Annotated in this window: 26 protein-coding genes; 3 read left to right on the top strand and 23 right to left on the bottom strand. The window is 40.4% G+C overall.

The features are described 5' to 3' along the window. Positions 1 to 14: 14 nt before the first annotated feature. From atpA to IV67_RS08250, 19 genes are all read right to left on the bottom strand, one after another. Entirely contained in the window at positions 15 to 1,529 is a 1,515-nt protein-coding gene (gene atpA, locus IV67_RS08340) for a F0F1 ATP synthase subunit alpha (RefSeq protein WP_057788940.1), read from the bottom strand. A 49-nt stretch (positions 1,530 to 1,578) separates the two neighbouring features. Beyond that, positions 1,579 to 2,124, bottom strand: a complete 546-nt coding sequence (atpH, locus tag IV67_RS08335; protein WP_057788938.1) for an ATP synthase F1 subunit delta — start codon at positions 2,122 to 2,124, stop codon at positions 1,579 to 1,581. Continuing rightward, positions 2,124 to 2,639, bottom strand: a complete 516-nt coding sequence (atpF, locus tag IV67_RS08330) for a F0F1 ATP synthase subunit B (RefSeq protein ID WP_057788937.1) — start codon at positions 2,637 to 2,639, stop codon at positions 2,124 to 2,126. Before atpF ends, atpH begins: the two co-directional genes overlap by 1 nt. Before the next feature lie 32 nt (positions 2,640 to 2,671). After that, a complete protein-coding gene (gene atpE, locus IV67_RS08325; RefSeq protein ID WP_057788935.1) occupies positions 2,672 to 2,896 on the bottom strand; it encodes a F0F1 ATP synthase subunit C in 225 nt (74 codons plus the stop codon). Between the two features lie 36 nt (positions 2,897 to 2,932). After that, positions 2,933 to 3,640 carry a F0F1 ATP synthase subunit A gene (atpB, locus tag IV67_RS08320; RefSeq protein ID WP_083486718.1) on the bottom strand — a complete coding sequence of 236 codons (708 nt, stop codon included), beginning with the start codon at positions 3,638 to 3,640 and terminating at the stop codon, positions 2,933 to 2,935. 257 nt (positions 3,641 to 3,897) lie between these two features. Beyond that, the gene (locus IV67_RS08315; protein ID WP_057788933.1) at positions 3,898 to 5,184 is read right to left on the bottom strand and encodes a solute carrier family 23 protein; all 1,287 of its coding nucleotides are present in this window, start codon (positions 5,182 to 5,184) and stop codon (positions 3,898 to 3,900) included. Between the two features lie 202 nt (positions 5,185 to 5,386). Next, positions 5,387 to 5,800, bottom strand: coding sequence for a pyridoxamine 5'-phosphate oxidase family protein (locus IV67_RS08310; protein WP_057788931.1), 414 nt, complete (start codon positions 5,798 to 5,800; stop codon positions 5,387 to 5,389). Between the two features lie 122 nt (positions 5,801 to 5,922). After that, complete coding sequence (gene upp / locus IV67_RS08305; protein WP_057788929.1) at positions 5,923 to 6,552, bottom strand: uracil phosphoribosyltransferase; 630 nt, start codon at positions 6,550 to 6,552, stop codon at positions 5,923 to 5,925. Between the two features lie 28 nt (positions 6,553 to 6,580). Further along, positions 6,581 to 7,831: a serine hydroxymethyltransferase gene (glyA, locus tag IV67_RS08300; RefSeq protein ID WP_057788927.1), complete on the bottom strand. Its 1,251-nt coding sequence runs from the start codon at positions 7,829 to 7,831 to the stop codon at positions 6,581 to 6,583. Between the two features lie 96 nt (positions 7,832 to 7,927). Further along, a complete protein-coding gene (locus IV67_RS08295; RefSeq protein WP_201782745.1) occupies positions 7,928 to 8,953 on the bottom strand; it encodes an L-threonylcarbamoyladenylate synthase in 1,026 nt (341 codons plus the stop codon). Positions 8,954 to 8,955: 2 nt separating this feature from the next. Further along, on the bottom strand, positions 8,956 to 9,816 hold the full coding sequence (gene prmC, locus IV67_RS08290) for a peptide chain release factor N(5)-glutamine methyltransferase (protein ID WP_057788924.1): 861 nt from the start codon (positions 9,814 to 9,816) through the stop codon (positions 8,956 to 8,958). A 4-nt stretch (positions 9,817 to 9,820) separates the two neighbouring features. Beyond that, positions 9,821 to 10,903 (bottom strand): peptide chain release factor 1, encoded by a 1,083-nt coding sequence (gene prfA, locus IV67_RS08285; RefSeq protein ID WP_057788922.1) that lies wholly within the window; start codon positions 10,901 to 10,903, stop codon positions 9,821 to 9,823. A gap of 18 nt (positions 10,904 to 10,921) precedes the next feature. After that, positions 10,922 to 11,551 carry a thymidine kinase gene (locus tag IV67_RS08280; RefSeq protein ID WP_057788920.1) on the bottom strand — a complete coding sequence of 210 codons (630 nt, stop codon included), beginning with the start codon at positions 11,549 to 11,551 and terminating at the stop codon, positions 10,922 to 10,924. 288 nt (positions 11,552 to 11,839) lie between these two features. After that, the gene (locus IV67_RS08275) at positions 11,840 to 13,651 is read right to left on the bottom strand and encodes a DUF1963 domain-containing protein (protein ID WP_057788919.1); all 1,812 of its coding nucleotides are present in this window, start codon (positions 13,649 to 13,651) and stop codon (positions 11,840 to 11,842) included. A gap of 200 nt (positions 13,652 to 13,851) precedes the next feature. Next, positions 13,852 to 15,096: an MFS transporter gene (locus IV67_RS08270; RefSeq protein WP_057788917.1), complete on the bottom strand. Its 1,245-nt coding sequence runs from the start codon at positions 15,094 to 15,096 to the stop codon at positions 13,852 to 13,854. A 194-nt stretch (positions 15,097 to 15,290) separates the two neighbouring features. Next, positions 15,291 to 15,998 carry a type 1 glutamine amidotransferase gene (locus IV67_RS08265; RefSeq protein WP_057788916.1) on the bottom strand — a complete coding sequence of 236 codons (708 nt, stop codon included), beginning with the start codon at positions 15,996 to 15,998 and terminating at the stop codon, positions 15,291 to 15,293. Between the two features lies 1 nt (position 15,999). Then, the gene (locus IV67_RS08260; RefSeq protein WP_057788914.1) at positions 16,000 to 17,349 is read right to left on the bottom strand and encodes a Mur ligase family protein; all 1,350 of its coding nucleotides are present in this window, start codon (positions 17,347 to 17,349) and stop codon (positions 16,000 to 16,002) included. 134 nt (positions 17,350 to 17,483) lie between these two features. Beyond that, a complete protein-coding gene (manA, locus tag IV67_RS08255; RefSeq protein WP_057788911.1) occupies positions 17,484 to 18,449 on the bottom strand; it encodes a mannose-6-phosphate isomerase, class I in 966 nt (321 codons plus the stop codon). 26 nt (positions 18,450 to 18,475) lie between these two features. Continuing rightward, entirely contained in the window at positions 18,476 to 19,183 is a 708-nt protein-coding gene (locus tag IV67_RS08250) for a MucBP domain-containing protein (RefSeq protein WP_057788910.1), read from the bottom strand. Positions 19,184 to 19,347: 164 nt separating this feature from the next. Between IV67_RS08250 and IV67_RS08245 the strand changes: the two genes are divergently transcribed. Continuing rightward, positions 19,348 to 19,872 (top strand): GNAT family N-acetyltransferase, encoded by a 525-nt coding sequence (locus tag IV67_RS08245; protein ID WP_057788908.1) that lies wholly within the window; start codon positions 19,348 to 19,350, stop codon positions 19,870 to 19,872. 301 nt (positions 19,873 to 20,173) lie between these two features. On the opposite strand, the gene IV67_RS08240 is transcribed toward IV67_RS08245, so the two are convergent. The 4 genes from IV67_RS08240 to IV67_RS08225 are packed head-to-tail and all read right to left on the bottom strand — an operon-like array spanning position 20,174 to position 23,660. Then, on the bottom strand, positions 20,174 to 20,851 hold the full coding sequence (locus tag IV67_RS08240; RefSeq protein WP_057789124.1) for an ABC transporter permease: 678 nt from the start codon (positions 20,849 to 20,851) through the stop codon (positions 20,174 to 20,176). 11 nt (positions 20,852 to 20,862) lie between these two features. Next, positions 20,863 to 21,783: an osmoprotectant ABC transporter substrate-binding protein gene (locus IV67_RS08235; protein WP_057788906.1), complete on the bottom strand. Its 921-nt coding sequence runs from the start codon at positions 21,781 to 21,783 to the stop codon at positions 20,863 to 20,865. Then, positions 21,783 to 22,469 (bottom strand): ABC transporter permease, encoded by a 687-nt coding sequence (locus tag IV67_RS08230; protein ID WP_057788904.1) that lies wholly within the window; start codon positions 22,467 to 22,469, stop codon positions 21,783 to 21,785. The genes IV67_RS08235 and IV67_RS08230 overlap by 1 nt, the downstream gene beginning before the upstream one ends. A gap of 3 nt (positions 22,470 to 22,472) precedes the next feature. Beyond that, complete coding sequence (locus IV67_RS08225) at positions 22,473 to 23,660, bottom strand: betaine/proline/choline family ABC transporter ATP-binding protein (protein ID WP_057788902.1); 1,188 nt, start codon at positions 23,658 to 23,660, stop codon at positions 22,473 to 22,475. Between the two features lie 536 nt (positions 23,661 to 24,196). Between IV67_RS08225 and IV67_RS08220 the strand changes: the two genes are divergently transcribed. Both IV67_RS08220 and rihC read left to right on the top strand, forming a co-directional pair. Beyond that, positions 24,197 to 25,423: a NupC/NupG family nucleoside CNT transporter gene (locus IV67_RS08220; protein ID WP_057788901.1), complete on the top strand. Its 1,227-nt coding sequence runs from the start codon at positions 24,197 to 24,199 to the stop codon at positions 25,421 to 25,423. A 27-nt stretch (positions 25,424 to 25,450) separates the two neighbouring features. Then, on the top strand, positions 25,451 to 26,368 hold the full coding sequence (rihC, locus tag IV67_RS08215; RefSeq protein WP_057788900.1) for a ribonucleoside hydrolase RihC: 918 nt from the start codon (positions 25,451 to 25,453) through the stop codon (positions 26,366 to 26,368). Positions 26,369 to 26,371: the final 3 nt, after the last annotated feature.

Raw genomic sequence — 26,371 nt, 5'->3', positions numbered from 1 at the left:
ATTGCCCTCCTTCACTATTGCTCATTTGTTGCAGTAAACGTTGACTTAAATTGCTTAACCGCATCGTCTAACAAATCTGTATCAGGCAATTGTGATGTTTCAACAATTTCATTCAACAAATCGCTATGTGATGCAGTCATCGCATTAATCAATTCTGATTCAAAACGTGGAATGTCTTCAACAGCAACATCATCGATGTAACCATGTGTCAATGCATACAAAACAATCACTTGGTTTTGTACAGGCATTGGTTCATGCAATGGTTGCTTCAACAATTCAACCGTACGACGACCACGGGCTAATTTAGCTTGCGTCGCTTCATCCAAATCAGATCCGAATTGTGCAAACGATTCCAATTCATGATATGATGCCAAATCCAAACGAAGGGTTCCTGAAACTTTCTTCATGGCCTTAATTTGCGCATCCCCACCAACACGTGAAACAGATGTTCCAGCGTCAACGGCAGGACGATTTCCAGCATAGAAAGCATCCCCATCCAAGAAGATTTGACCGTCAGTAATTGAAATAACATTTGTTGGAATATAAGCTGAAACGTCTCCGGCTTGCGTTTCGATAATTGGCAAAGCAGTCATTGACCCACCACCCAATTCATCAGACAACTTAGCGGCACGTTCAAGCAAACGTGAGTGCAAGTAGAAAACGTCACCAGGATAAGCTTCACGACCAGGTGGACGACGAAGAATTAATGACAGCTCACGGTAAGCCGTTGCTTGCTTTGACAAATCATCATACACAATCAAAACATGCTTACCATTGTACATAAATTCTTCACCCATTGCGGCACCAGCATAAGGTGCCAAATACAATAGGGGTGCTGGTTCTGAAGGTCCAGCCGTTACCACAATCGTATAATCCAAAGCGCCTAAACGACGCAATGTTTCAACTTGTGTACGAACCGTTGAATCCTTTTGACCAATTGCAACGTAAATGGCGATAACATCTTGATCTTTTTGATTCAAAATTGTATCGACCGCAATTGATGTCTTTCCCGTTTTACGGTCACCGATAATCAATTCACGTTGACCACGGCCAATTGGGACCAAAGCGTCAATCGCTTTGATTCCTGTTTGCAAAGGTTCTGAAACAGATTGACGTTCCATAACCCCAGGTGCTTTTGCTTCAACAGGGCGTGTCTTTGTGGTATTAATTGGTCCTAAGCCATCAACTGGTTGTCCCAATGTATTCACAACACGTCCAATTAGTTCCTCACCAACAGGGACTTCCATAATTTGCCCTGTACGCGTTACAGTATCGCCTTCATGAATATCATCATAAGAACCAAGAATAATAACACCAACGTCATCTGATTCAAGGTTTTGCGCCATACCATATGTGCCGTTTGCAAAGGTAACTAGTTCACCGGCTAAGGCATTTTCCAATCCGCTTACACGGGCCACACCATCACCTACGTAAGTGATTGTTCCGGTTTCTTTTACATCTAATTTATCTTCGTAATTGGCTAATTGCTCTTTGATGAGTGAACTGATTTCTTCGGCTTTAATGCTCATTTCAACAGTTCCTCTTTCTACATAATTTGTGCTTTTACGCTAACACTGTCTAGCCAATAATACTTTGGCGAATATTTGCTAACTTGGTTGCAAGTGATCCATCGATCACGCGATTGTTCGCTTCAACTTTGACGCCACCTAAAATTGTTGGGTCAACATGTTGCTCTAAGACAATCTCTTGGGCATTAAACATGTCTTTTAACTTAGCTGACAAGCGTTCTGCTTGGTCATCTGCTAAAGCAACCGCTGTGGTCACCTCAGCTGTAACGACTTGCATCGCTTGGTCAACAAGTAACTTATAATCAACAATAATAGTTGGTAAATCAGCAATTCGGCGGTTCTCATAAACCATTTCAATCAAATGTTGCACTAATGTGCTTGCATCTTTTGTCATGGTTGTAAGGAGCTCCTGCTTTGCAGCGTCCGGAACACTGACCGAAGTTAAAGCTTGCATAAGCTGTGGATTAGTTGACAAAACATCTTGTAGCGTTAAAAGTTCCGCTAAAGTTGTTTCATCAGTTTGATCAGCATGCGTTAGTTCAAATAATGCCCGTGCATATCGCCTACCGACAGTTGCCCTAGGTAATTTGGCCATTATTTTTCTCCTAATCCATCGATGTAAGCATCAATCAATGCTTTTTGATCATCCAACTTCAACTCTTTTTGAATAATTTTTTGTGCAATCGTTACTGATAATTCAGCAACATCATCTTTTGCAGATAACATCGCTTGATCACGATCTTGTTCAATTTGTGCAGCCGCACGGTCTTGCATTGCTTGTGCAGTTGTTTGTGCATCTGAAACAATCTTTTGACTTTCTTGATTAGCTGCATTCTTTGCATCAGTCACAATTGTATTTGCATCAGTTCGCGCTGATGTCAATTGTGCTTGACGTTCTTGCTGCAATGTCTCCGCAGATTGGCGGGCATCTTCAGCAGAATCCAAATCATGTGCGACTTTATTCGCACGATCATCCATCATTTTAACTACCGGTCCCCATGCATACTTCTTTAGTAGAAGCATGAGGATTGCAAAGGCAATTAACAAAAAGAGCATATTCCCCAAAGCCAACCCGTCACTAGCACCAGCGATAAATACTTGATTTAACATAATTAGTTGGCCTCCATGCGTTTTACTTTAAATTACTTACTCAACAACATGAACGCAATCGCGATTGTAATAATTGGCATCGCTTCAACCAAAGCAACTCCAATGAACATGTTTGAACGTAGCTTACCTTCCAATTCAGGTTGGCGCGCCATCCCTTCAAGCATCTTAGAAATAATAAGCCCGTTACCAATACCACCACCAATAGCGGCTCCGGCTGCGGCTAAACCAACACCGATTGTTGCAATACTTCCTGTCATGAAAACATCCTCCTGAATAGATATATAACAAAATTGCTACTCTAACTTTTCACCTGTATAAACCATTGTTAATACGACGAAAACATAAGCCTGAATAGCTCCAATAAACAATGAAAAGGCGATCCATACGATAGCCAAAAATAGGCTAGGCACCATCGTCACGATTCCTGCCGACTGTGCAAGGTTCCAAATCAAACCAAGGACAACTTCACCCGCAAAGATATTTCCAAATAGACGTAAGCCTAAGGTCATAAAACTAGTGAATTGATCGATGATATTGATTGGCAACAAGAAAGGAAATGGACTTAAGTACACGTTTTTCACGTAATTTTTAAATCCAATCTTTTCGACACTCAAATAGTGAGACATTCCAATTGATACAAGCGCTAAAATCATGGGTATTAACGGATCAGATGTCGCACTTTTTAGATAAGTGACACCATCAACATTAATATGCAAGATTAGCCCTAACTGGTTTGTAACAAAGATAAACGAGAACAGAACAAAGGCTAAAAACTTCATGTTGTCACCGGTCTTGTTAGCTAAATTACTATCAACAATTCCATTGGTGAATTCAATCAGCATTTCTAAAGCATTTTGTTTCCCGGTCGGCTTCATCGTTAACCGATGCGCCATCCAAACCAGGACGACAAATACAATGACCATTGCCACTGTTATTGAAATAATTGTTGGCCAATCAAATTTGAGCCCCGCAAGCATAAATGATGCGGTCTTTTCGTTCACAGAACGTTACCTCCTTTTCTTCAAGCTAATCGCCGATATGTAGGCTCCAATTGCCGTTACCAATCTGCAATACACCACTATACTAGTCCTATCCCTTTCTCAATTCAATGATTAAAAAGGTTAAATTTGTTACGTAATAGTTAAAACCGTATCATATCAAGACTTTTCGAGATAAATTTCACAAACTTTTTTAAAAATAAAAAAGGCTTACAATTTTTGTAAGCCTTTTCATATTAATTATTAATAAGTAAAGTCGCCTATAGCTCGGTCTCTGAGGCTGCTTCCTTTGGCAAAATCAAGTTTAATGCAATTCCCAATACAGTTGCAATCGCTACACCTGAAAATTGGACAATTTGATCCCCAGAACCAACTTGTAAGTATGCATTTCCAATCCCAATAACCAAAACTGATGACGTAATCATCAAATTACGCTTTAGATTAAAGTCAATGTTGTTTTCAACCAAAATACGCAAACCTGACGCTGCAATCACACCAAACAATAGGAATGAAATACCACCCGTCACGGCTCCAGGAATTGATTGAATCAAAGCTGATAACTTACCCACAAATGAGAACAGAATAGCAAAGATAGCCGCACCAATCAATACATAGACTGAGTGCACCTTGGTAATCGCCATAACTCCGATGTTTTCACCGTATGAAGTCACAGATGGACCACCGACTAATCCAGCAAAAACAGACGCAGCTCCATCACCAGCCAAAGTGCGTTGCAAGCCAGGCTCCTTCATATAATCACGGCCTGTTAAATCATCCAGCACCATCAAGTGCCCGAGATGTTCTGTGATGGTTACCAATGCTAATGGCGCCATCACGATAATCGCATTCCAATACATATGCGGTTGATAATTCACAAATGGGATTTCAAAATCAGGCATGGCAAACCAACTTGCTTCCATAACAGGCTTGAAATCAACCAATCCAACGACCGCAGCGGCAATATAACCGACCATGATACCAAGCAAAATTGGAATCAAACCTAAGAAACCACGTAATTTCATGTTAAAGAGGATTGTCACACCCAAAGTTAACATCGCAACCAAAAAGACACGAATATCGTATTTATCATTTAGCAAAGTTGCTGATTGAGCAGCTGAAGGTGCTAATGATAACCCAATTACCATCACAATTGGTCCCACAACAATTGGTGGCAATAACTTATCAATCCAGTCCGTCCCAATCATCGCAACGATTCCAGCAATAATTAAGTAAATCACCCCAACTGAGATAACCCCGGCTGCAACACCTGGATAACCCGTTGTTTGCATTAAGGACATCATTGGCACAATGAACGCAAAACTTGATCCCATATAAGCCGGAATTTCACGTTTTGTGATTAAAATATGCAACAATGTTCCAACACCAGAACTAAATAGTGCAATCCCTGGGTTTAGCCCAACTAACAAAGGCACCAACACCGTTGATCCAAACATTGAAAACATATGTTGTAATGATAGCCCTACCCATTGCCCAAACGCGGGTTTATCATCAACATCTAAAACGACATCTTTTTGATTTTCTGCCATTTTCCTAACTCCTCCAGTTTTTATGCCAAAAAAAAGCTGATATCTTTAAAAAGACACCAGCTAAAAAATTCAATTTAGATTTTAACCGCACAAAAATGCGTCGACCTAACACTTGAACTTTTCAGTCTCACAGGGCTGAATTAAAGACATTTTATATCAGTGCTAAGTATACCGGGATAAAGTTTTAATACACAAGTAAAACTTAGTTAAACGAAATTGATTCAGGTGCTTCCACAAAAGAATCAAGTAAAACAGATTCAAATGTTAATTCAATAATCGTTTCAGTTTCAGGCTCTGGATGTCCAGCATGCCAACCAGGATTGTCAGCAAATAAAGGTTCAATGTCTGACCATTGTTTATCAGAAATTTTAGCAACTGCTTGATTGGATGACATACGCTTACCACCAGCACCAGGCAATGTTGTGAATGCGACCTGCTCATTTTGCTTTAGCTCTTCAATTTTAGTCGCGGTTGGCTTTGACACAATGTAAAAACGATTTGGCTGTTTTGCATCCTGTCCAAAACCAACAACACGAATTGATGGTTGCCCATCAACTGATGTCGCCAACGCAAGTAACTGTTTAGCTTCTGCAACATATTCTTGATAATCTGCCATATCCTTAACCTCTTTCGAATACATGTATTTACTATATATTTTACCAGTTTCTCATCATGGTGGCCGATTTTTCAACAATAAAAAAAAGATGAATTAAAAAATTCATCTTTTTTCATACTTAATTAATGCGTACCGAACAAACGGTCACCGGCATCACCCAAACCAGGAACGATGTAGCCATCTGCATTCAAATGGTCATCGATACTTGCTGTAAAGATTTCAACATCAGGATGTGCCTTTTGGACCGCTTCAACGCCTTCAGGAGCTGATACCAATGTAATCAACTTAATCTTCTTAGCGCCACGCTTCTTCAAAGCATCAATCGCCATATCAGCTGATCCACCAGTTGCCAACATTGGATCAACTAACAAAACTTCACGTTGATCAATATCTTCAGGCAACTTGACGAAGTATTCCACTGGTTCAAGTGTCTCTTCGTCACGATACATACCAATATGTCCAATTCGTGCAGCTGGGATTAACTTCATAATCCCATCAACCATTCCAAGACCCGCACGCAAAATTGGGACAATGGCCAACTTCTTACCAGCCAATGTCTTTTGCGTTGTTTCTTGAACAGGCGTTTCAATCGTAATATCCGTCATTGGTAGGTCACGTGTAACTTCATAAGCCATCAATGAGGCAATCTCATCAACGATTTCACGAAATTCCTTCGTTCCAACGTTTTTTTGACGAATGATAGTTAATTTATGTTGGATCAATGGATGATCAAAAACAGTTACATTACTCATGCGTTCATTCTCCTTAGGTTTAACACCATTACTCTGCATGTTCAATTTTACTCAATGGGAAGCGATCAGTCAAAGCACGCACATCCGCCGCAACGGCAGCCAAAACTGCTTCGTCATCTGGATTTTCAAGTGTTTGAACAATCAATTCTGCGACTTGCTTAGATTCAGCTTCCTTAAAGCCACGTGTTGTGATGGCTGGTGATCCAATTCGTAGACCAGATGTAATAAATGGACTACGCGGATCATTTGGAATTGCTTCCTTATTGGTCGTAATTTGCACTGAATCTAACAAGTTTTGGGCTTTCTTTCCAGAAATACCAGTCTCCGTCAAATCGATATTGAACAAATGATTATCTGTTCCACCTGAAATGACGCGAATCATCTTAGACTCCATGAAGACATCTGCCATTGCTTTGGCATTGGCTACAACTTGTTGACCATAGGCCTTAAAACTCTCATCTTGTGCTTCCTTGAAAGCAACCGCCTTACCGGCAATGATGTGCTCCAACGGACCACCTTGGTTCCCTGGGAAAATCGCTGAATTCAACTTCTTACCCAAGCCTTCTTTAGCCAAAATCATCCCACCACGTGGTCCACGCAATGTTTTGTGCGTTGTCGTTGTCACAACATCCGCAATTGGAATTGGTGATGGATGAACACCAGCTGCAACTAATCCAGCAATATGGGCCATATCAACCATCAAATAAGCGCCAACAGAATCCGCAATTTCGCGGAAACGGTCAAAATCAATAAAACGTGAATAGGCTGAGGCACCTGTCACAATCAATTTTGGTTGGAATTCATCAGCCAAGGCTTGAACTTGATCGTAATCAATCAATTCATTCTCATCCAAACCATATTCATGGAAGTGGTAAAGCTTACCAGAAAAGTTAACTGACGCACCGTGGGTCAAATGACCACCGGCATCCAAACTCATTCCTAATACATCATCACCAGCTTCTAACAAAGCAGCATAAACGGCTGAGTTTGCTTGTGAACCTGAATGTGGTTGAACATTGGCATATTCTGCACCAAAGAGTTCCTTAGCACGATCAATGGCAAGTTGTTCAACTTGGTCCACAAATTCTGTTCCACCATAGTAACGCTTACCCGGATAACCTTCCGCGTATTTGTTGGTCAACACACTTCCTTGCGCGGCTTGAACACCGGCTGAAGCAATGTTTTCTGAGGCAATCAATTCAATATTATGCTCTTGGCGATCAGCTTCCCGATCCACAGCTGCCCACAATTCAGGGTCATAATTACGATAGTCTGTCATTGGTTGAGTCCTCCTCATAGGTGCAAATTCGCTAGAAAGCGAACATCTCTCGTTAATCGCTATTATACACTATCTGGTCACGACAATTGGACTAAATTAATCATCAAAAAGTTCGGTAACAAAATGACTACCGGCCGCTTTATTCAAACGGTTATTATAAGCCGCATTGCGAGAAGTCTCTGGCATCCGGGCAACCAAAATGGTTTGCACATCGGCTTGTCCGTCAAAATAACGTAAACCAGCAAACAGTTTGGCCGCAGCTGAATCAGCATCTGGTCCCAATGACCAAACAAAATCCATCCCCGCTAATTGATGTTCTAAAATCAAATCATTCGTGAGCATCAAACCAACCGGTGACAATTGTGATTGCGCCCAAATAATCGCCTGCGTCCAGTCTTCACGTTCGACCATAAAGACATCTTTATCTGGTGCATAATGACGATATTTCATACCGGGTGCTTTCGGCACTTCATCAGCTTTCACTGCATGTTGTCCAGCTTCAACTGATGTTTTTAAAACAGCTTCCAAATCCTCGGGCGTAATTTTACCCGGACGCAAAACTGTTGGTTGATCGGTTGATAAATCAATCACAGTTGATTCAACCCCAATGCGTGTGCTGCCCCCATCCAAAATTCCAGAAATCTTACCATGTAGATCATGATAAACATGTTGGGCAATTGTTGGAGATGGACGACCTGACGTATTGGCAGACGGCCCAACGATTGGCGTATCAGCCTCACGAATCAAGCTTCTTGTCAAATCATTGTCAGGCATCCGGATGGCAACTGTATCAAGCCCTCCCGTCACAACTGACGAAAGCACACCCGTTTTAACAGGTAGAATCATAGTCAAAGGTCCTGGCCAGAACGCCTCAATCAACGCATCGGCCCACGCATTACGTTGCGCAAATCGATCAATTTGATTCGCATCAGCAATGTGCACAATCAATGGATTGTCCGACGGACGCCCCTTTGCAGCGTACACCTTACCTACCGCTTGTTCGTTAAACGCATCGGCCCCCAAGCCATACACAGTTTCAGTCGGAAAAGCGACCAACGCGCCACGCTTAATCGCGCGTACAGCAGCTGGCAACTCATCGGCTGACCAAATCTTTGTCTCCATCATTACCCCTTTCTGGCAACTTTTAGCATGCGATCATGCCCACTCATATCTTGTTGCAATGTGACGGTCGTCTCAGGCAAGCGACTAAATAATTCTGTCAACGCCGACCCCTGTTGATAACCGATTTCAAAATACGCCACACCCTGCGGCTTTAAATGTGCCAATAACTCTGGCGCGATTGCTGCATAAATTGCTAAACCATCATCATCCGCAAAAAGCGCTTGTTGTGGTTCATAACTTAAGACGCTATCGTCCATTTGTGACCGTTCATTTTCCGCGATGTAGGGCGGGTTACTAATAATGACATCATACTGTCCCGGAATATTTTCAAATAAATCACTTTCAAGAAAGCTGACTTGTGGCGCATATTGTTTCGCATTGGCTTGCGCCACAGCAAGTGCATCGGCAGAGATGTCACTCGCTGTGACTTTCCAATTGGGCTTTTCAGCTGCCAAAGTCACCGCAATTGCGCCAGACCCCGTCCCAATATCAAGCAATGCTAATTGATCAGTTTTTGCATAATCACGTAACACCCAATCCACTAATTCTTCGGTTTCCTGACGTGGAATTAAAACACGCTGATCAACTGTAAATTCGCGCCCATAAAAAGCTGCATGACCCAATGCATATTGCACCGGTTGTCCGCCCTTAATCGCATCAACAGCGACCATAAAACGAACGCGCAAATCATCTTCTAAGATTGTATTTAAATTATTCGCTAACTGGCTATAATTCCAGTCGAGCATCCCAGTCAACAGATAGTCAATTTGGGCTTGCCGTTCAGTCTCATCTTGTAAATAAGGTTCAAGTTGCCAGTTACCCCAATCACTAACAGCTTGAATGGTCCACTGTTCATCAAACATAGGCTTAACCTTGCTTCAAATCTTCAAGCTTAGCCGTTTGGTCAGCAATCACCAAAGCATCGACAATATCGTCCAATTCACCGTTCATGACACGGTCTAACTTGTTCAAAGTCAAACCAATGCGGTGGTCAGTCACACGGTTTTGGGGATAGTTATACGTACGAATACGTTCTGAACGATCTCCAGTCCCCACCGCTGTTTTACGTTGTTCCGCATATTCGGCTTCATTTTGCGAAGCATAATAATCATAAACACGGGTCTTCAAGATTTCCATGGCCTTAACACGGTTTTGTTGTTGTGAACGTTGGTCTTGCATCGCCACAACAATTCCAGTTGGCAAGTGGGTCATACGCACGGCTGATGACGTCTTGTTAATGTGCTGTCCACCGGCACCAGAAGCACGATAAACGTCGACACGCAAATCCTTTTCTTCAATGTCGATATCCACATCTTCATATTCTGGCATCACACCAACCGTTGCGGTAGATGTATGCACACGTCCAGCTGATTCAGTTTCTGGCACACGTTGGACACGATGGGCCCCATTTTCATACTTCAATTTTGAATACACACTGTTTCCAGTAATCATCAAAACAATTTCTTTGTAACCACCGATTTCAGTTTTGTTTTCGTCGATAATTTCAACATTCCAACCCTGACGTTCAGCATAGCGACCGTACATATCGTACAAATCAGCTGCAAACAAAGCCCCTTCATCTCCACCAGCTGCTCCGTGGATTTCCATGATAATATTCTTATCATCATTTGGATCCTTTGGTAGCAATAAGATCTTCAAGCGTTCTTCTAATTCACCCTTTTCGCTTTCCAATTCTTTCAATTCTTCTTTAGTTAATTCTTCCATATCAGCATCAAGCTTTTCGGCTAACAATTCCTTATCGCTTTCGATTTCAGCGATAACGGCTTGATAGTGCTTGAAAACCTCAACTGTTTCACGTAATTGTCCTTCTTCTTTTGACAACGCCATAAAACGATTTGTATCTGAAATAATGTCTGGATCAGACAGCATTTCACTAATTTCATCATAACGGTCAACGACTGACTGTAGTTTCTCAAAAATTTCATCCATGGTATGACACTCCTTATTTTATATCGTTAATTCATTTTCATTTTTATCAAATCCAGACGTTTTAACGCGGCGCGCTAAAGCATCTAAATCTGGGTGATTATAATGTTGACGACAAACTGGCAAGTAGGAATCATCCCCACCGATTTGGACTTGCGCCCCTTCATATACCGGTTGTCCATCCGTCAAACGTAAGTTCATTGTGGCTTTGTGACCACAAAATGAGCAAAGCGTCTTCATTTCTTCAATTTTATCAGCATAAATCAACAATGCTTCTGAACCTGGGAACAGATTGTTAAATGCATCATTTTTAAGACCAAAAGTTAAGACCGGAATATTAATTTCATCAACCACACGGGTCAATTGCATCACCTGGTCCTTGGTCATAAATTGGGCTTCATCAATTAAAACCGCTGCAATGTCTGACTCATTTTGAATTAGAGCAAATAAATCATCTTGATCTGAAATTGCTTGAGCAGGACGCGTCAAACCAATCCGTGAAGCGATCTCTCCAACTTCAGTTCGATCATCTAAGGCACTGGTAAGTAACAAGACTTTACGCTGTTGAACCTCATAATTATGTGCGACTTTCAAAATCTCAATACTCTTACCACTGGCCATTGCGCCATAGCGGAAAAATAACTGTGCCATGCCTGCTCCTTTCGGTGTCAAAAGATAATTTTGCCGATTAACACTCATTTAACAGTATAACGAAATTATGTCGATAAAAAAAGCATAGACTCTGGCAAAACTGACAATGTTATTTTTCATCGGAATACTAAAGACACTCGTGCATAGAAAAAACGACCATTCCAAAAAGAATAGTCGTTCCACATCACAGGTAAATTCTGTTATTCTCATCATACACACCATCCGCAGAAAATATCTTGCAATCAAAAATCTGCCAAACATGTATGATCTTATACATCAACATCCCAATTAAAAGTCAACATCCCAATTAAAAGTCACATCTGTAAAATTATAATGTTGCAAATCTTCCGGTTTAATAAAGAAATTCACAATATCACAACCACCGACACCAATACCATCTATCTCATGAGCTGATAGTTGGAATAACAATATACGTTTATCTCGATCAACACGTGGATCCTCATGCCAAAAATCTGGATACCCACCTATTTTTGAGTTATTGTAACAATGGTTCAAGTCGTAAATATAACCCTCTATATCAAATGCATATTCACCAAATAATTCCTCAGCATAATGATCATATCTATCTCTTCCAAACCCATCCAAAAACTCAAGAATTTCCATGTTATACAAATAATCAGTCTGTAATTCCCCCGTAAGTCGGAACTCTTTTTCAACTGAAAAGCTTTCTGCATCAGGTCGTTTGGCATGACCTTCGAATAATTGATTGATTTCAGCTTCAGTATAGGCTATCTGATTTATATTCGAAAAATATAAGACTTTATAGGGTCGTGACGTGTAGCGATCTTGCAAATAACTGCTCAAATAATCAGTTGTTTGATCTAGATAAAAGGCAAGAATTCCAGTCTCTGGGAATCCATCTAGATTTGGTAATTCATCTAAATTAAGTTGTGCAACTAATCCCATTGGGACACCTGCATGATTTGGATATTGCATTGTTTTAGGGATATAACCATATCCACCCACTTTACTAGCGGTTAATGGTAGATTAGCTTCTGGCACCAATTTTAGCGAAACATAATCACGTGCAAATTCATCGCGCCGCTTAAAAATAGGGCTTGCTTCAAACAATGCTTTTTCTTGGGAGAAGTCAGAGTCAGCGACCGCATAGTCCCTATCAACTGAATCCACCGCATCTGTTTCTTGTTTGGCTGCAAGTTCATCAACTGATTCCGCAGTCTCAGTTTCAGTTTCTTGTTTAATTGCAGCTCGCGGCTCATCCTGGTTCACTTCAGTACTTGCTTTTGGTGCCGTTACTTTTACAATATCTGGTTTCCAAAACTTGTGCTTCCATCCAGCTAATCCATCTGCTTCAGTTGCCGCATTTTGTTTTTTAGCCTTACGAATCAACGATTTATAAGTTGGCACAACGTCATCTGTTACACCAATTTTAAGATCTTCATAAATCGCTAACCCTTTCTTGCGAATCCGATTAACCGCTTTAACATCTTTTTTCTCGAAATGGCTGCCAATTTCTTCAACAAATTGCTCAACATTCACATCTTCAACGTCGTAATAACGTTCCAACAAGTCTTCCAGAACTTCAGCCTTATCATCTTCATCAATCTCAATATATTCTTCAACCAGACCATCCATCATCGCAGAAACATAAATTGCTAATACTTGGACCCCTAGTTCACTCGAATCAACATCCTGTAATTTCAACTCCTCAAACACAGGTTTGGCAATATCTTCATCCACATCATCTTCAAATAATTCTGTGTCACCGTTTTCAGATACCCAAAAAGTCATGACAAATGGTACAATACTCAATCCTGGCACAAACATGGCAAACGTCCAAAAGGGATTAAAAATAGTATCGTTTATGCGTCGAAAACGTGCACTTACAAAAGGCACAAAATAGACAATGAGCGCTACAATCAATTCAATTCCAACGACAATTTCAAGAGCCGTTTCAGAGTCTATCAACAATGCCGCTAAAAATAAGACTCCACATAATACAAAAATGACCAACGCCAAATTGACCAATGTTCCAACAAAGTACTCTTTCCGTGTGTCATAGTCATCATAATAAAATGCACTCTCCCAAAACCAAGTGACACAATCCCAAAAACCCATCTATCTACCCCTATACCGATATTTTTATGTTTAATTGATACATATCATTTTAAAACAGCCTCAATCACTGCCTAGTTAAAGACTTTTCACATAATATGTCTATACATTATTGCCTGAACCAATATATCGTGTCAAGCAGTATGCGCCACAGCAAAAAAGTTATCGCAGCCCTTGACTGCGATGACTTTTTTCATTGTTCATTAATCAATTTTCTTAGCAAAGAGTAAGATTAAAAATGATACTGCCGCAAAGCCAATTCCAATTGTTAGCGTGATTGTCGGCCCTATTCCAGCATACCCCGCAACTAATGCGACACTTCCGACTGGAGTGGCAAGGGTCATCACCGTACTAATCGTTCCCATCATCGGACTAAGATACTTTTCATCAACCTTTTCCATAATATCCGATGCCACCTTTGGATTGACTTTTCCAATAATATACGACATCGCAAACAGCAAAAGCAGAATCAGCAAGAAGTTCATTTGTAATGCTAAGACCACAAATAACAAAATTAACAAAACAGCGGATATCAGCAACAATTTTTTCATCGTATAATTTTTCATAAAATCATTGACCCAGAACGAACCTACAATCTGACCAGCAATAGAAGCAATAGTTATCAAAAAAATCGAGACACCAAATGAAAAGTAGAAACTGTCTGAATGATCCAGCACATACAAATTCAGAACTCCGTCAATACCAGCACTTATTCCATTAAAAATCATTAGTGATGCTAATAGACTGATTCCAGGAATTTTTGTCGCATCTGTCAGTAACGCAAGGACTTTTTTCAATGAAATTGCTTTCTCTTTCGATGTTTGGGCTGGTTCAGGTTGATCAGATACTGATGTCGTCGGATTAATTTCAACTTGCTTATAATTGAAGACGAAAATCAGAGCTGAAATCAAAAAGGTCGCCGCATTAATCAAACTTCCCATGCGATAGTCACCCGTCGCACCAATATATGCCACACCTGCCGCTTGACCAATCGGTTGCATAAAGAATGCAATACTTTGCATAATTCCCAGTGCTTGACGTCGGTTATCACCCTCAATATGGGCTTGAATAATTGGATAGCGTAATAGCCCAATTAATACGCCAAATATATCGGAAAGCAAATTAACCCCAATCACCATCATGATGACCCATGTATATTTATGATCCATGTACACTGCCATGTATAAATACATCACCGCTTGAATTATCGTTAAAATAATGATGCTTTTGGCTTTATAATTAAATCGGTTAACAACATTTCCCAAGACAGCCGATAACACCCCTGGAATCACAGCACTAATCGAAATTAACGCAACCCACAATTGCGCATTATCAAAAGACTTCGCAAACATCAATAGAATAATGTTAAAAAAACTAATACCAAGTGTCTGAAAAAAATTACTCGTTGATAAGGTTAAAAATGTTCGATTTTTGATTAATGTATGCATCGGCAGCGTCCTTCCTGAGCAGAAGCACCACTTCGACTCACTTCACAATAAAAATAATTATTGTTATTCTAGCACAAAAATGATAGAAATAGTTATTTTTATCATTTTTCTATCATTTAACAGACAGGAACACCTTAACGAAAGCGTTTAATCGCACAAAAAAACCATCCAAAAATTGGATGGTTCATGATCTTTTAAAAGAATTCTGGTTCTAATTGTGCAATCTGACTTGCCCAATCTACATCTGGATAACGACGTTCAAGCATTGTTTGGAGCAAACGTAGCGTTAGGTTTCCGTTACGCGTTAAGATTGGTCCGTGGAAATAAGTCCCATAAGTATTCTTATAGACAAGTCCTTCACCACCATCTTCTCCGTTGTTTCCATTTCCTTGCTTAACCATCCCCAATGGACGTTCTTCTGCATCTAGGAAAGTTCTCCCTTGATGGTTTTCAAATCCACGATACACATCACCGTTAGTTGGATCTTCAATCACGACATTACCGATAAAACGGCTGTCTGTTTGATTCAAAGTATAGTGCATCATGGCCTTAATACCTTCAACCCGCGTCCCATCAGCTAGAACAAAGTAATCACCAAGCAGTTGGAAGCCACCACAGACCCCTAAGAAGACACCATCATTTTCAATATAGCGCTTAATTGCTTCTGATTTACCTGGCAAATCTTTCGTCACAACCATTTGCTCGTAATCTTGACCACCACCAAATAAAACAAAGTCATAGGCAGTATCATCAAAATCATCTTCCAATGAAATGACTTGGGTCTCAACATCAACACCAATTAAATTTGCATAATAACTAAGCGCAATGATATTTCCATAATCGCCATACGTATTCATTAAATCACCATAAAGGTGTGCTGTCTGTAATTTATAATCAGCCATCTTAACCCTCCATTCCTGACTTAATGTATCCCTTTTGCTTAAGTTGCTCACGTAGTTGTAGCATCGCCGTATACGTGGCTGCGACATACACATGTTCGGTTGGTTGCGCTTCAATTGCCTCAACAATCTTCGTCAAATCCTCATGGACTGGTTGGTCGCCGTAACCGGCCATCTTAATGCGCACATACAAATCCTTATAACGTTCACCACCAGTTGAGATAGCTTGCATATTTGTATCTGCTAATGATTCAAAATCAGCATCCCAAATCCAACTTGTGTCGATACCATCCGCATAGTTGGCATTCAATAATGCGATCAGTGAGAATGGCTGGTCATCCGTTGACATCATTTGAATCACTTGGTTAGCCCCAACTGGATTCTTAATCAACACAATTGTAACGTCCTTATCACCAACTTTAACCGCTTCTTGACGTCCAAAAATCTGTGCATTTGATTCAAATGCATGCTTAATTTGTGATTCAGAAACACCCATAAAGCGACCAACTGAATAGGCCGCCATAGCGTTATAAATATTATATTGACCACCAATTTCAATTTGGAATGGCTTGCCATCAATATCAAAGTTTGAATAACTTGGTGTTAGTTTATTTAATTTCGTAATTGCATAATCCAGCTCAGGACGCTTAAAGTCATCTGTTTTGCTGAAATAATAACCCTGGTTCGCAAAGGTCATAAAGTGATAGTGCAAAATCGAGTCATCTGTTGGTGACAAAACCCCATCCGTATTATAAGGTGCACGCATATCACCACTAGCTTCTTCATGATTAAACCCGTAATAAACCTTTGGATTTGGCAAATTGCCACGCATAAAGATTGGTGAATCTGCATTCGCAATCACTGTTGCTTCAGGGAATAATCGAATTCCCTTCAAAATCTTTTCATAAGTTGTATAAATTTCACCATAACGGTCCAACTGGTCACGGAAAATATTTGTTAAAACAAACGCCTTCGGCTTTAGCTGACGAGCCACTTCTTCCACATTGGCTTCATCAACTTCAAGCACGGCAATTGGCTTCTCTCCAGCTTTTGGCTTCGCCGTCAACATGGTTCCAGTAATCCCTTGCATCATATTTGACCCAGATGGATTGGTAATAACGTTATTATATTTTTCTCGCAACACACGCGTCGTTAATGCGGTTGTCAATGTTTTACCATTGGTTCCGGTAATTAAGATAACATCATACTTTTCAGCCAAACTCGTCATGACATTTGGATCAATTTTAATTGCCAATTTTCCCGGCAATGAGGTTCCACCACGATGTAGAATATCTTTCAACACAAAGTGTGAACTATTCCCCACAAAGGTTGCCAATGAACTTCTTAAACTCATGTCTAACTCCTTTTTATTACGCGTGAGCATAAACGCTTTAAAGTGCTAGCAATAGTGTACCATCTCAGCGCTTGATACCCAATATAAAAACTAGGCCTTTTCATGTATTTCGAAAAAGACTAGCTTCTATGCACTTAAATTGATTTAGGCCCTGGTGTGCCAATCACAAATTGTCCTTTTCCAACAACTTGATACTGTTTAACGTCAGCTGGTAGGACAAAACTCATCCCTTTTTCAATATGATAATTTTCATCATCAACCGTCAATGTCATTTGTCCACTCACCATCGTAACTAAACTATAGGGGGCGGTTGGTGTTAATTCAGCATTCCCATCTAAGGCGTAATCATTCACATTAAAGTAAGCTGATTCAACCAATATTGTTTGCGTGACATCACCTAATTCCAACACTTTTGGTGTTGTTGGTACTGGTTTAAATGGCACTTCCGTTACCGCTTTTGAATCTTCTAAATCTAAGCGTCGCTTTTGACCAGTTGCTGCTTCAACCCGATCAAAATCATAAACACGATAAGTCGTATCGGAAGACTGTTGAATTTCTAAAGCCACAACACCAGCACCTAAAGCATGTAAAGTTCCAGATGGGACATAGAAAAAGTCCCCTTTGTGGGCTGGAACAGTCTGCAATAAGTCATCCCAATCACCTGCATCGACCATTGCATCAAATTCAGCTTGTGTTTTTGCTGTATGTCCATAATAAATTTCAGCGTCAGGTGTCGCGTCCAAGATATACCATGACTCAGTTTTACCAAGTTCATTGGCATGCTCAGCTGCATAGGTATCATCTGGATGAACTTGAACCGATAAATCAGCATGGGCATCTAAAATTTTAACCAGCAATGGGAATGGGCGACTTGTATCCGCATTTTTAAACAATTCTGGATGCGATTGCCAAACTTCGACCAATGTTTGGCCTGCGTATACACCATTTTCAACAATCGTTGGTCCATTTGGGTGGCCTGATACAACCCAAGCTTCTCCAGTATGATCACTTGGAATCTCAAAGCCAAACAAATCCCGTAAAGCCGTACCACCCCACATTTTTTCGTGTACATCTGCCTTCAAAATCAATGGTTCTGCCATGATGATTATCCCCCCATCACTATCTGCTACTTCATTTTAATGTAAAGACTTGAAACCCATCCATATTGATCCATGTGATACCACACGTTATCAGCATCATCTTCAACTTTTTCAATAATTTCTACTGGTGCCCCATCCACAATCTGGCCAATGATTTCACCATATGGACGATCGTAAACATTTAGTCGTCGTTCTGGTACAAAATCGATGGTTGCTTCGGCTGTCATTGGCGTTGGCTCCCAAGCAGTATGTAATTGCCAACCTTGTTCGCTATTTTGACCATCGTCATTTGATAAGCTCATTTGATGCATTGAAAATGGAACCCAGCGTGAATCTGCCATTTGGTACCAAAACTTACCATTTGCAGTTGCCACACGGTTCACAACTTTCACCACCATGTTAGCCCATAAACTAAAGCCATCAGGTTCACCATCGACATCACGATAAGTGTTAACTGGTGCGACGACGTGTAAATACTTACCTTCTAGCTTTTGCGCTTCTAAATAAGATTCAGGACGATAATACAATGTCACCGTATGCATGGTTTCACCAAGTTGTCCTTTTATGTCACCGTCAGCTCGAACAAATTTATACCCTTCAATTGGCTTTGGTTCAACTGTATAAGTCGAGCCCAGCGCTCCTTCGACCAAACGACTGGGCGCGACCACTTTTTGATTATCAATATTTCTAGAATAAACCCACACAGGCATTCCCTGTAATTGAATATCTGTCATCATGCGCTCCTTGTATTTTAAATTTCAACTAAATATCCGGTTAAAACCCTTGATATCTAGCGCTTTTAGAAAAGCTTCTTTAAAAATTATTATACGTCAATCCACATTCTTTGTATAATTATATCTATCAAACCTTACAAATTTTATAAAGGACTGGTCTACCTATGCTTACATACACGCGTTTAGCAACAAAAAATGATCTCAATCAAATCATGCCCATTATTCACGATGGACAAGAAAATTTAGCTGCTGCCGGCATTCCGCAATGGCAAGATGGCTATCCTGATCAAGCCGCCATTGCGCAAGACATCGATCAAGGCGAAGGCTATGTACTGGTCAATTCCGAAAGTATCATTGGCTATGGCGCCATTCGTCAAACACCTGAACCCAACTATATAGCACCAATTTCTGGCACTTGGTCAGATGACACGACGCCATACGTCTCACTCCATCGCGTTGTGGTTTCTAGCCATTTTCGTGGACAACATTTAGGCCAAATTTTCATGTCTAATTTGCTAACCATTAGTTCCAGGCTCGGCTTCCAAGCCGCACGAATTGATACGCATGAACAAAACAAACGTATGCAACATTTAATTGAACAAACCGGTTTCAGCTACGACTGCACTGTGTGCATGAATGGCAATTTAAATGACCTACGTTGGGCCTACAGCTTACCACTGAATAAATAAGCATTGGTATGCAAATGTATGGGCGGTCCTAAGCTTGGTTGCCATGCTATCTTTCATTGAATGGTACGGCTGGTACCGCAAGAAATAAAAAGTCGACCTTGGATATCATCCAGGTCGGCTTTTTTATATGATATGCCACAAACTATGAAACACAATCAATAACAATAAGTTATTTTGATTCAAATTGTCGCATACACAAAATATCAACAATAAAAAAACTCCTAGACTCACATGTAACATGTAAGTTTAGGAGCTTTTTAATCAGATTAACCACTTTTCTTCTATATAAATGCGAAGAAATTTATCCACGTGCGCGTTTGCGACGAATTTGTGTAGCTGGATCCAGTAGGACCTCAATCTTCCCCAAGCCCCAGTCTGCAAGAATTGACATCAATGCGGTTGGCAATGCCCCAGCTAAGATGATAGCTCCACCATCAGTCGCGTTCGTTCCACGAATGATAATATCACCTAATCCCCCAGCTCCAACGAAGGCACCGATTGCAACCACCCCAATCGCCAGTACCAATGCATTTCGCATTCCAGCCATAATCACGGATACTGATAATGGTAACTTAACCATATAAAGTTGTTGCCAGCGGGTCATCCCCATCCCTTCTCCGGCATCTAATACATTGCGATCAACTTGGTTAATTCCCGTATACGTATTACTCAAAATTGGTAAGAGCGCATACAAAAATGTTGCCATTAAAACAACTTTAACCCCAAGTCCCATTGCCAACATTAGAATTGACACCATCGCCAATGATGGAATTGTTTGTAAAATACTAGCTAAACGTAACACCCAGTTCGCTAATTTGTGATGATCAGCAATATAAATTCCCAATGGAATTGCAATCACTGCTGCAAAAAGCACACCGTACAAAGACATCATGAAATGTCGCAAGAATTGTTCGAAGACATAACCGCCATTTTGAGTAAAGTATGCAATAAATTGTTGAAAAACGTTCATATTCGCCATATCCATGATGCTTACTCTCCTTCAAAATAATTATTTTTCTCTAAGAACTCACGCGCCACCACTGACGGCTCCTTCAAGTTATTATCAACTTCATAGTTAAGCTTTTGCATTTGCTCGGTTGTAATCTTACCTTGCATCTTCAACATCGCCTCACGTAGTTTAGGCGTCTGACTCAAAGTAACATTATCAACAACTGGACAAGCATCATATGGTGGGAAGAATTGACGATCATCCTTAAGCATAACCAAGTCATAACTATTAATACGTCCATCAGTTGTATATCCAAGTACGACGTCCATCTTCTTACTTGCAACCGCTGTATAAACTAACCCAATTTGCATGGGATGAATTGACTCAAATGGGAAATAGGTCTTCTTAAAGCCATCATATCCATCACCCTTACGTGTCACCCAGGCCGTATCAACCCCTAAGCTTAACTTATCAGCAACTTTTTCCATGTCACTAACCGTCTTTAGATTGTACTTTTTGGCAGTATCTTTACGTACCAAGAACACATACGTATTTTCAAAACCATATGATGGGAACCATGTTTCATTGTATTGCTTTTGGAACTCATCATGAACTGTATCAAAGGCCTTCTTAGGATCCTTTTCAGCCGGCAACCCTAGTGTAGTTGTCAAATCAGTTCCGGTATAACGTGCCGCGGAAACTTGTGCATCATTGTTCGTCATCGCTTTTTGATTAATAGTCGTTGTTGCCAAGTTATTAATAACACGCGTTTGACGTCCAGTATAATGCTCAATCATATCCGCATTAATGCTTCCAAGTGTTTGTGCTTCAGATGTAATTCCACCTGTAATCGTAATTGGCTTATTCGCAGTTTCTGGTGGCATTAGCCAAAAGTAGCCGGCACCAAGGGCCACTAGAGCAATAATGCCAAGAAGAATGTTCTTAATCTTTTTCTTAGTCATTATCTCTCCCTCCGTTGTGCTTCTTCTTGTTCAATTTGACTTGATTGTTGCTTTTCTTCAAGAATGAATGCCTTTGGCGTCATTTTTTGCTCTAACTTAGTCAACAAGAAGTCAACAATCAAGGCGATAATCGTCACTGGAATCGTTCCGGCAAAGATCAAATCAGGTTGATAATTATACAAACCACTAAAGATCAAATCACCTAAACCACCAGCTCCAATATATGACGCCAAGGTTGCCCATGAAATAACATAAATCGCTGACAAATGAATTCCGGCCATAATTGTTGGTAAGGCAATGGGTAATTCAACCTGTAAGATTGATTGCACATTGCTCATTCCCATACCTTTGGCAACGTCACGATATTCATCATTCACATTACTCATACCTAAATACGTATTACGTAAGATGGGTAACAATGAATAAATGAATAACGCAATAATCGCTGGCGTGCGACCGATTCCAAAAATTGGCAACATCAATGTTAACAAGGCCAATGAAGGGATTGTTTGTAACGCACTTACCACATTAATAATGGGACTCGCCATTTTATCTGCACGCGTCAACGCAATCCCGGCTGGAACCGCTACAAGGATTCCAAGTACCAGCGCAATTGCTGAGATGTACAAATGTTGGCCACTCTTCTCTAAGATTTGTGAACCATATTCTGAAATAAAGGCTTGCATATGCTAGACCTCCTTCATTGCAGTTGAACCCAAAGCTCCCGCATCATCTGCTGCATCTGCGTTCATATCTGTACCCCAAATTGTGTCATAAACCAAATCAACTAATGATGAACGCGTCAATAGACCGACAACATGCTGAGTTTTATCAACAACTGGGACGACCTTCAAACCTAAGTTCAAAATCTTCTGCAAAGTATGCTTCAAATAATCAGTTTCGTGCACAAATGGGACATCAACCATAATGTCACCCACACTTGACGCTTTACTACGCATACGATTTAGATTCTGAATGTCGACAATCCCTTGCAAAATCCCGTCATTATTCGTCACGATCAACGAATCAACACGACGTTCCTTCATCATCGTAATCGCATCACTCAATGAACGATCTGAATGAATCGTTACGGCACTTGGTATCATAATTTCGCCAACCGTTGTATTATCCGGCTTTGATTGCAATAGACGCTCTTCACCAATTAACTCTTCAACGAATTCGTTAGCTGGGTGACGCAAAACATTTTCTGGTGTGTCAGCTTGGACCACATGCCCATGACTCATAACCACCAATTGACTTGCTAACTTCAATGCCTCGTCCATATCGTGTGTAACAAAGACAACTGTTTTACCAAGCTTTTCTTGCAAGTTCTTAATCAAATCTTGCAACGCTTCACGCGTAATTGGATCCAAAGCCCCAAAAGGTTCGTCCATCAAGATAATGTCTTGATCGGCAGCCAAGGCGCGAACTACCCCAATACGCTGTTGCTGTCCACCTGATAATTCAAATGGATAACGGTCCAGCATCTCACGTGGTAATTCAACTAAATCAATCATTTTATTCGCTGTTTGCTCACGTGTTGCTTCATCCACCTTCAATAGGCGTTGCACCAATGTGATATTTTCACGAATTGTCATATGTGGCATTAATCCAATACTTTGAATCACGTAACCGATACGACGACGTAATTCAACTGGATTCAAGTTGGCCACATCTTGATTGTCGACCATCACTTTTCCACTTGTTGGTGTGTTCATACGATTAATCATTCGCATCAACGTTGTTTTTCCACTTCCACTGGTCCCAATAAAGCAAATAAACTCACCTTTTTCAAAACTCAAATCGACATTTTCGACTGCGACCTTTGAGCCATTGTAAACTTTGGCTACATTTTGAAATTCAATAAACCCACTCATTATTTTGACCTCGTTTCAAATAAATTGCATTTTTCGTAACCTTATACACTATCCATCATTACATAATGCTTGAAAAATTACAAATCAATGACCTTTAAATATCATTCAGTTACTTAATCAACTTTTTATATACATTTTTAATACATAATGTGTTAGGAAAACGATTCTATGCCCCTTTTCGTCTTAAATTTATATGTAATATGCAATCGTATTGCTATTGATTTCACAAGTAGATTTTCAAGAAATTTTTTTAACATAAAATATTCTTCTTTTAACTATTAATTTACGTGTTTTGTTTAAATCGAATCCTGTTCACTTGTATGAAAACGTTTTAAGTTTTAAAAAGACGAATGGACCAAAAAGGGATTTTTATACAAGTTAAACGTTTTACTATTTAGATACTTTTAAGAATACATTGCAAGTTAGTGATAATTGTAAAGCGAACGCTTACAAAAACGTTTTATCTGTTATAATTTACAAGTAACTCGTTTTACTATTTTATTTTTACTTCAGGAGTATAGAGAGGTCTTCTTCTAATGTTTTACTTAATTGTTAACTTTTTAAGTATCTTTGTCTTTTTAGGCATTGCATTCTTATTTTCTAACGACAAGCACGGCGTAAAGTGGTCACGTATCGCGATTGTTGTTGCTTTGCAACTTGTCTTGGGCTGGTTCTTTATGAAATTCAGCATCGGACAAGATATTGTTAAGGGAGCCGCTGATGGCTTTAACTGGATTGTTCAAGCTGCAAATACTGGTATCGCCTTTGCTTTGCCAGATTGGTTGCAACCAACAACTGGTAACCCTAACTTCGTAACTAGCGCCTTGCTACCAATGTTGCTAGTTGTGCCATTGTTTGACATCTTAACTTATATTGGTGTCTTACCTTGGGTTGTTAAGTGGATTGGTCGCGGACTTTCATTCGCTACTGGTCAACCACGTTCTGAAGCTTTCTTCTCAATTGAAATGATGTTCCTTGGTAACACTGAAGTGTTGGCCGTTTCTGGTGCACAATTGAACGCAATGAGCGCACGTCGTAACTACACATTGGCTTTGATGTCAATGAGCTGTGTGACGGCTGCGATTTTGGGAGCTTATACTTCAATGGTTCCTGGTCAATACGTTATGGCCGCTGTTCCTTTGAACATCTTAGGTGCCATCATTATTTCAAGTATCTTGAACCCTGTTGACGTTGAACCTGAAGACGATGTTATCGTTTCAATTCACGAAGAGGGTGAAGAACGCGAACCATTCTTCTCATTCTTGGGAGATTCAATCTTGAACGCTGGTCGTTTGATTTTGATCATTACAGCAACAGTTATTGCCTTCGTTGCTTTGGCTGGTTTGATTGACAAGCTATTCGGTTTGACTGGTCTTTCATGGTTAACACTTGGTAACATCTTCGGTGTTGTTCTATTCCCATTCGCTTGGTTACTTGGATTCAACCCTGACCAAGCTTTCCAAATCGCGCAATTGATGGGTACAAAGTTAGTAACCAACGAATTCGTTGTTATGGGACAAATCACTAAGGACATCATGGCCGGAACTGGTTTGTTCTCTAACGCCCACGCTTCTGCTGTTTTGACTGTTTTCCTTACAAGTTTTGCTAACTTCAGTACGGTTGGTATGATTCTAGGTGCCTTTAAGGGACTTGTTTCAAAGGAAAAGAGTGATTACATCGCTGCTCACGTTCCACAGATGTTGCTTGCTGGTATCTTAGTTTCATTGCTATCTGCTGCTGTTGCTGGACTATTCGTCTGGTAATCACGCCTTGCTCAAGGAGGGTAAATCATGGCAAAGTCAGTTATTTTAGACATGGATCCTGGGATTGATGATGCAGCAGCCATTGCGGTTGCTGTTAATCGTCCTGATTTAGACATTAAGTTAATTACTGCGGTTGCAGGAAACGTTAGTGTTGATAAGACAACGTTGAATGTTTTGAAATTATTGGAATTCTTTGATAAAGATATTCCCGTAGCCAGTGGTGCTAAGGCGCCACTTAAGCGTGAATTTGTTGATGCATCATATATTCATGGTGAATCAGGTATGCCTGGTTATGACTTCCCCGAAGTAACAACCAAGCCGCTTGATGTTGATGCCGTTGAAGCCATTCATGATGTCTTAACGCATTCAGAAGAACCCATTACAATCATTGCAACTGGTGCTTACACGAACCTAGCGTTACTTTTGCAACAATACCCAGAAGACAAAGCCTACATTAAAGAATTCATTTTAATGGGTGGTTCAATTTCTGGTGGTAATGTCAGTTCTGTTGCAGAATTCAATGTCTTTACTGATCCTGATGCCGCTGCGATTGTCTTTGAAAGTGGTCTACCAATTACAATGATTGGTTTGGACGTTACTTTAAAGGCTTTGCTAACAACTGAAACCATTAATGCATTACCTGATTTAGGTGAAGCTGGTAAGATGTTGTATGGTATCGTCACAGCTTATGAAGATGTTCATGATGGTGGTAAGCCCATGCACGACGTTAACACGATCTTGTATGCGGTTGATTCCAGCGTCATTAAAACAGAAGCATTGGCTGTTGATGTTGTCACTGATGGCCCTGCTGCTGGAGCCACTGTTGCTGATACGCAACATCGTTGGCACGAAGATGGCTTCACCAACGTTAATGTTGGGGTCGACATTGATGCCCATGCGTTCAACAAGTGGTTCCTTGAACAAGTTGACGAAATGAACAAATAGGAA

This window comes from Weissella minor, from assembly GCF_001437425.1.
Classification (GTDB): Bacteria; Bacillota; Bacilli; order Lactobacillales; family Lactobacillaceae; genus Weissella; species Weissella minor.
This window is presented reverse-complemented; position numbering and strand designations above follow the sequence as displayed.

Bases quoted from the DNA above. Each gene is read 5' to 3' on its own strand.
- prfA (WP_057788922.1), bottom strand. From the start codon at position 10,903: ATGGATGAAATTTTTGAGAAACTACAGTCAGTCGTTGACCGTTATGAT.
- atpF (WP_057788937.1), bottom strand. From the start codon at position 2,639: ATGTTAAATCAAGTATTTATCGCTGGTGCTAGTGACGGGTTGGCTTTG.
- IV67_RS08220 (WP_057788901.1), top strand. From the start codon at position 24,197: ATGTTTTACTTAATTGTTAACTTTTTAAGTATCTTTGTCTTTTTAGGC.
- IV67_RS08265 (WP_057788916.1), bottom strand. From the start codon at position 15,998: ATGGCTGATTATAAATTACAGACAGCACACCTTTATGGTGATTTAATG.
- IV67_RS08295 (WP_201782745.1), bottom strand. From the start codon at position 8,953: ATGGAGACAAAGATTTGGTCAGCCGATGAGTTGCCAGCTGCTGTACGC.
- IV67_RS08275 (WP_057788919.1), bottom strand. From the start codon at position 13,651: ATGGGTTTTTGGGATTGTGTCACTTGGTTTTGGGAGAGTGCATTTTAT.
- upp (WP_057788929.1), bottom strand. From the start codon at position 6,552: ATGAGTAATGTAACTGTTTTTGATCATCCATTGATCCAACATAAATTA.
- glyA (WP_057788927.1), bottom strand. From the start codon at position 7,831: ATGACAGACTATCGTAATTATGACCCTGAATTGTGGGCAGCTGTGGAT.
- IV67_RS08250 (WP_057788910.1), bottom strand. From the start codon at position 19,183: ATGACAGATATTCAATTACAGGGAATGCCTGTGTGGGTTTATTCTAGA.
- IV67_RS08235 (WP_057788906.1), bottom strand. From the start codon at position 21,783: ATGACTAAGAAAAAGATTAAGAACATTCTTCTTGGCATTATTGCTCTA.
- atpA (WP_057788940.1), bottom strand. From the start codon at position 1,529: ATGAGCATTAAAGCCGAAGAAATCAGTTCACTCATCAAAGAGCAATTA.
- rihC (WP_057788900.1), top strand. From the start codon at position 25,451: ATGGCAAAGTCAGTTATTTTAGACATGGATCCTGGGATTGATGATGCA.
- IV67_RS08280 (WP_057788920.1), bottom strand. From the start codon at position 11,551: ATGGCACAGTTATTTTTCCGCTATGGCGCAATGGCCAGTGGTAAGAGT.
- IV67_RS08240 (WP_057789124.1), bottom strand. From the start codon at position 20,851: ATGGCGAATATGAACGTTTTTCAACAATTTATTGCATACTTTACTCAA.
- IV67_RS08230 (WP_057788904.1), bottom strand. From the start codon at position 22,469: ATGCAAGCCTTTATTTCAGAATATGGTTCACAAATCTTAGAGAAGAGT.
- IV67_RS08225 (WP_057788902.1), bottom strand. From the start codon at position 23,660: ATGAGTGGGTTTATTGAATTTCAAAATGTAGCCAAAGTTTACAATGGC.
- IV67_RS08310 (WP_057788931.1), bottom strand. From the start codon at position 5,800: ATGGCAGATTATCAAGAATATGTTGCAGAAGCTAAACAGTTACTTGCG.
- IV67_RS08260 (WP_057788914.1), bottom strand. From the start codon at position 17,349: ATGAGTTTAAGAAGTTCATTGGCAACCTTTGTGGGGAATAGTTCACAC.
- atpE (WP_057788935.1), bottom strand. From the start codon at position 2,896: ATGACAGGAAGTATTGCAACAATCGGTGTTGGTTTAGCCGCAGCCGGA.
- IV67_RS08315 (WP_057788933.1), bottom strand. From the start codon at position 5,184: ATGGCAGAAAATCAAAAAGATGTCGTTTTAGATGTTGATGATAAACCC.
- prmC (WP_057788924.1), bottom strand. From the start codon at position 9,816: ATGTTTGATGAACAGTGGACCATTCAAGCTGTTAGTGATTGGGGTAAC.
- manA (WP_057788911.1), bottom strand. From the start codon at position 18,449: ATGGCAGAACCATTGATTTTGAAGGCAGATGTACACGAAAAAATGTGG.
- IV67_RS08245 (WP_057788908.1), top strand. From the start codon at position 19,348: ATGCTTACATACACGCGTTTAGCAACAAAAAATGATCTCAATCAAATC.
- IV67_RS08270 (WP_057788917.1), bottom strand. From the start codon at position 15,096: ATGCATACATTAATCAAAAATCGAACATTTTTAACCTTATCAACGAGT.
- atpH (WP_057788938.1), bottom strand. From the start codon at position 2,124: ATGGCCAAATTACCTAGGGCAACTGTCGGTAGGCGATATGCACGGGCA.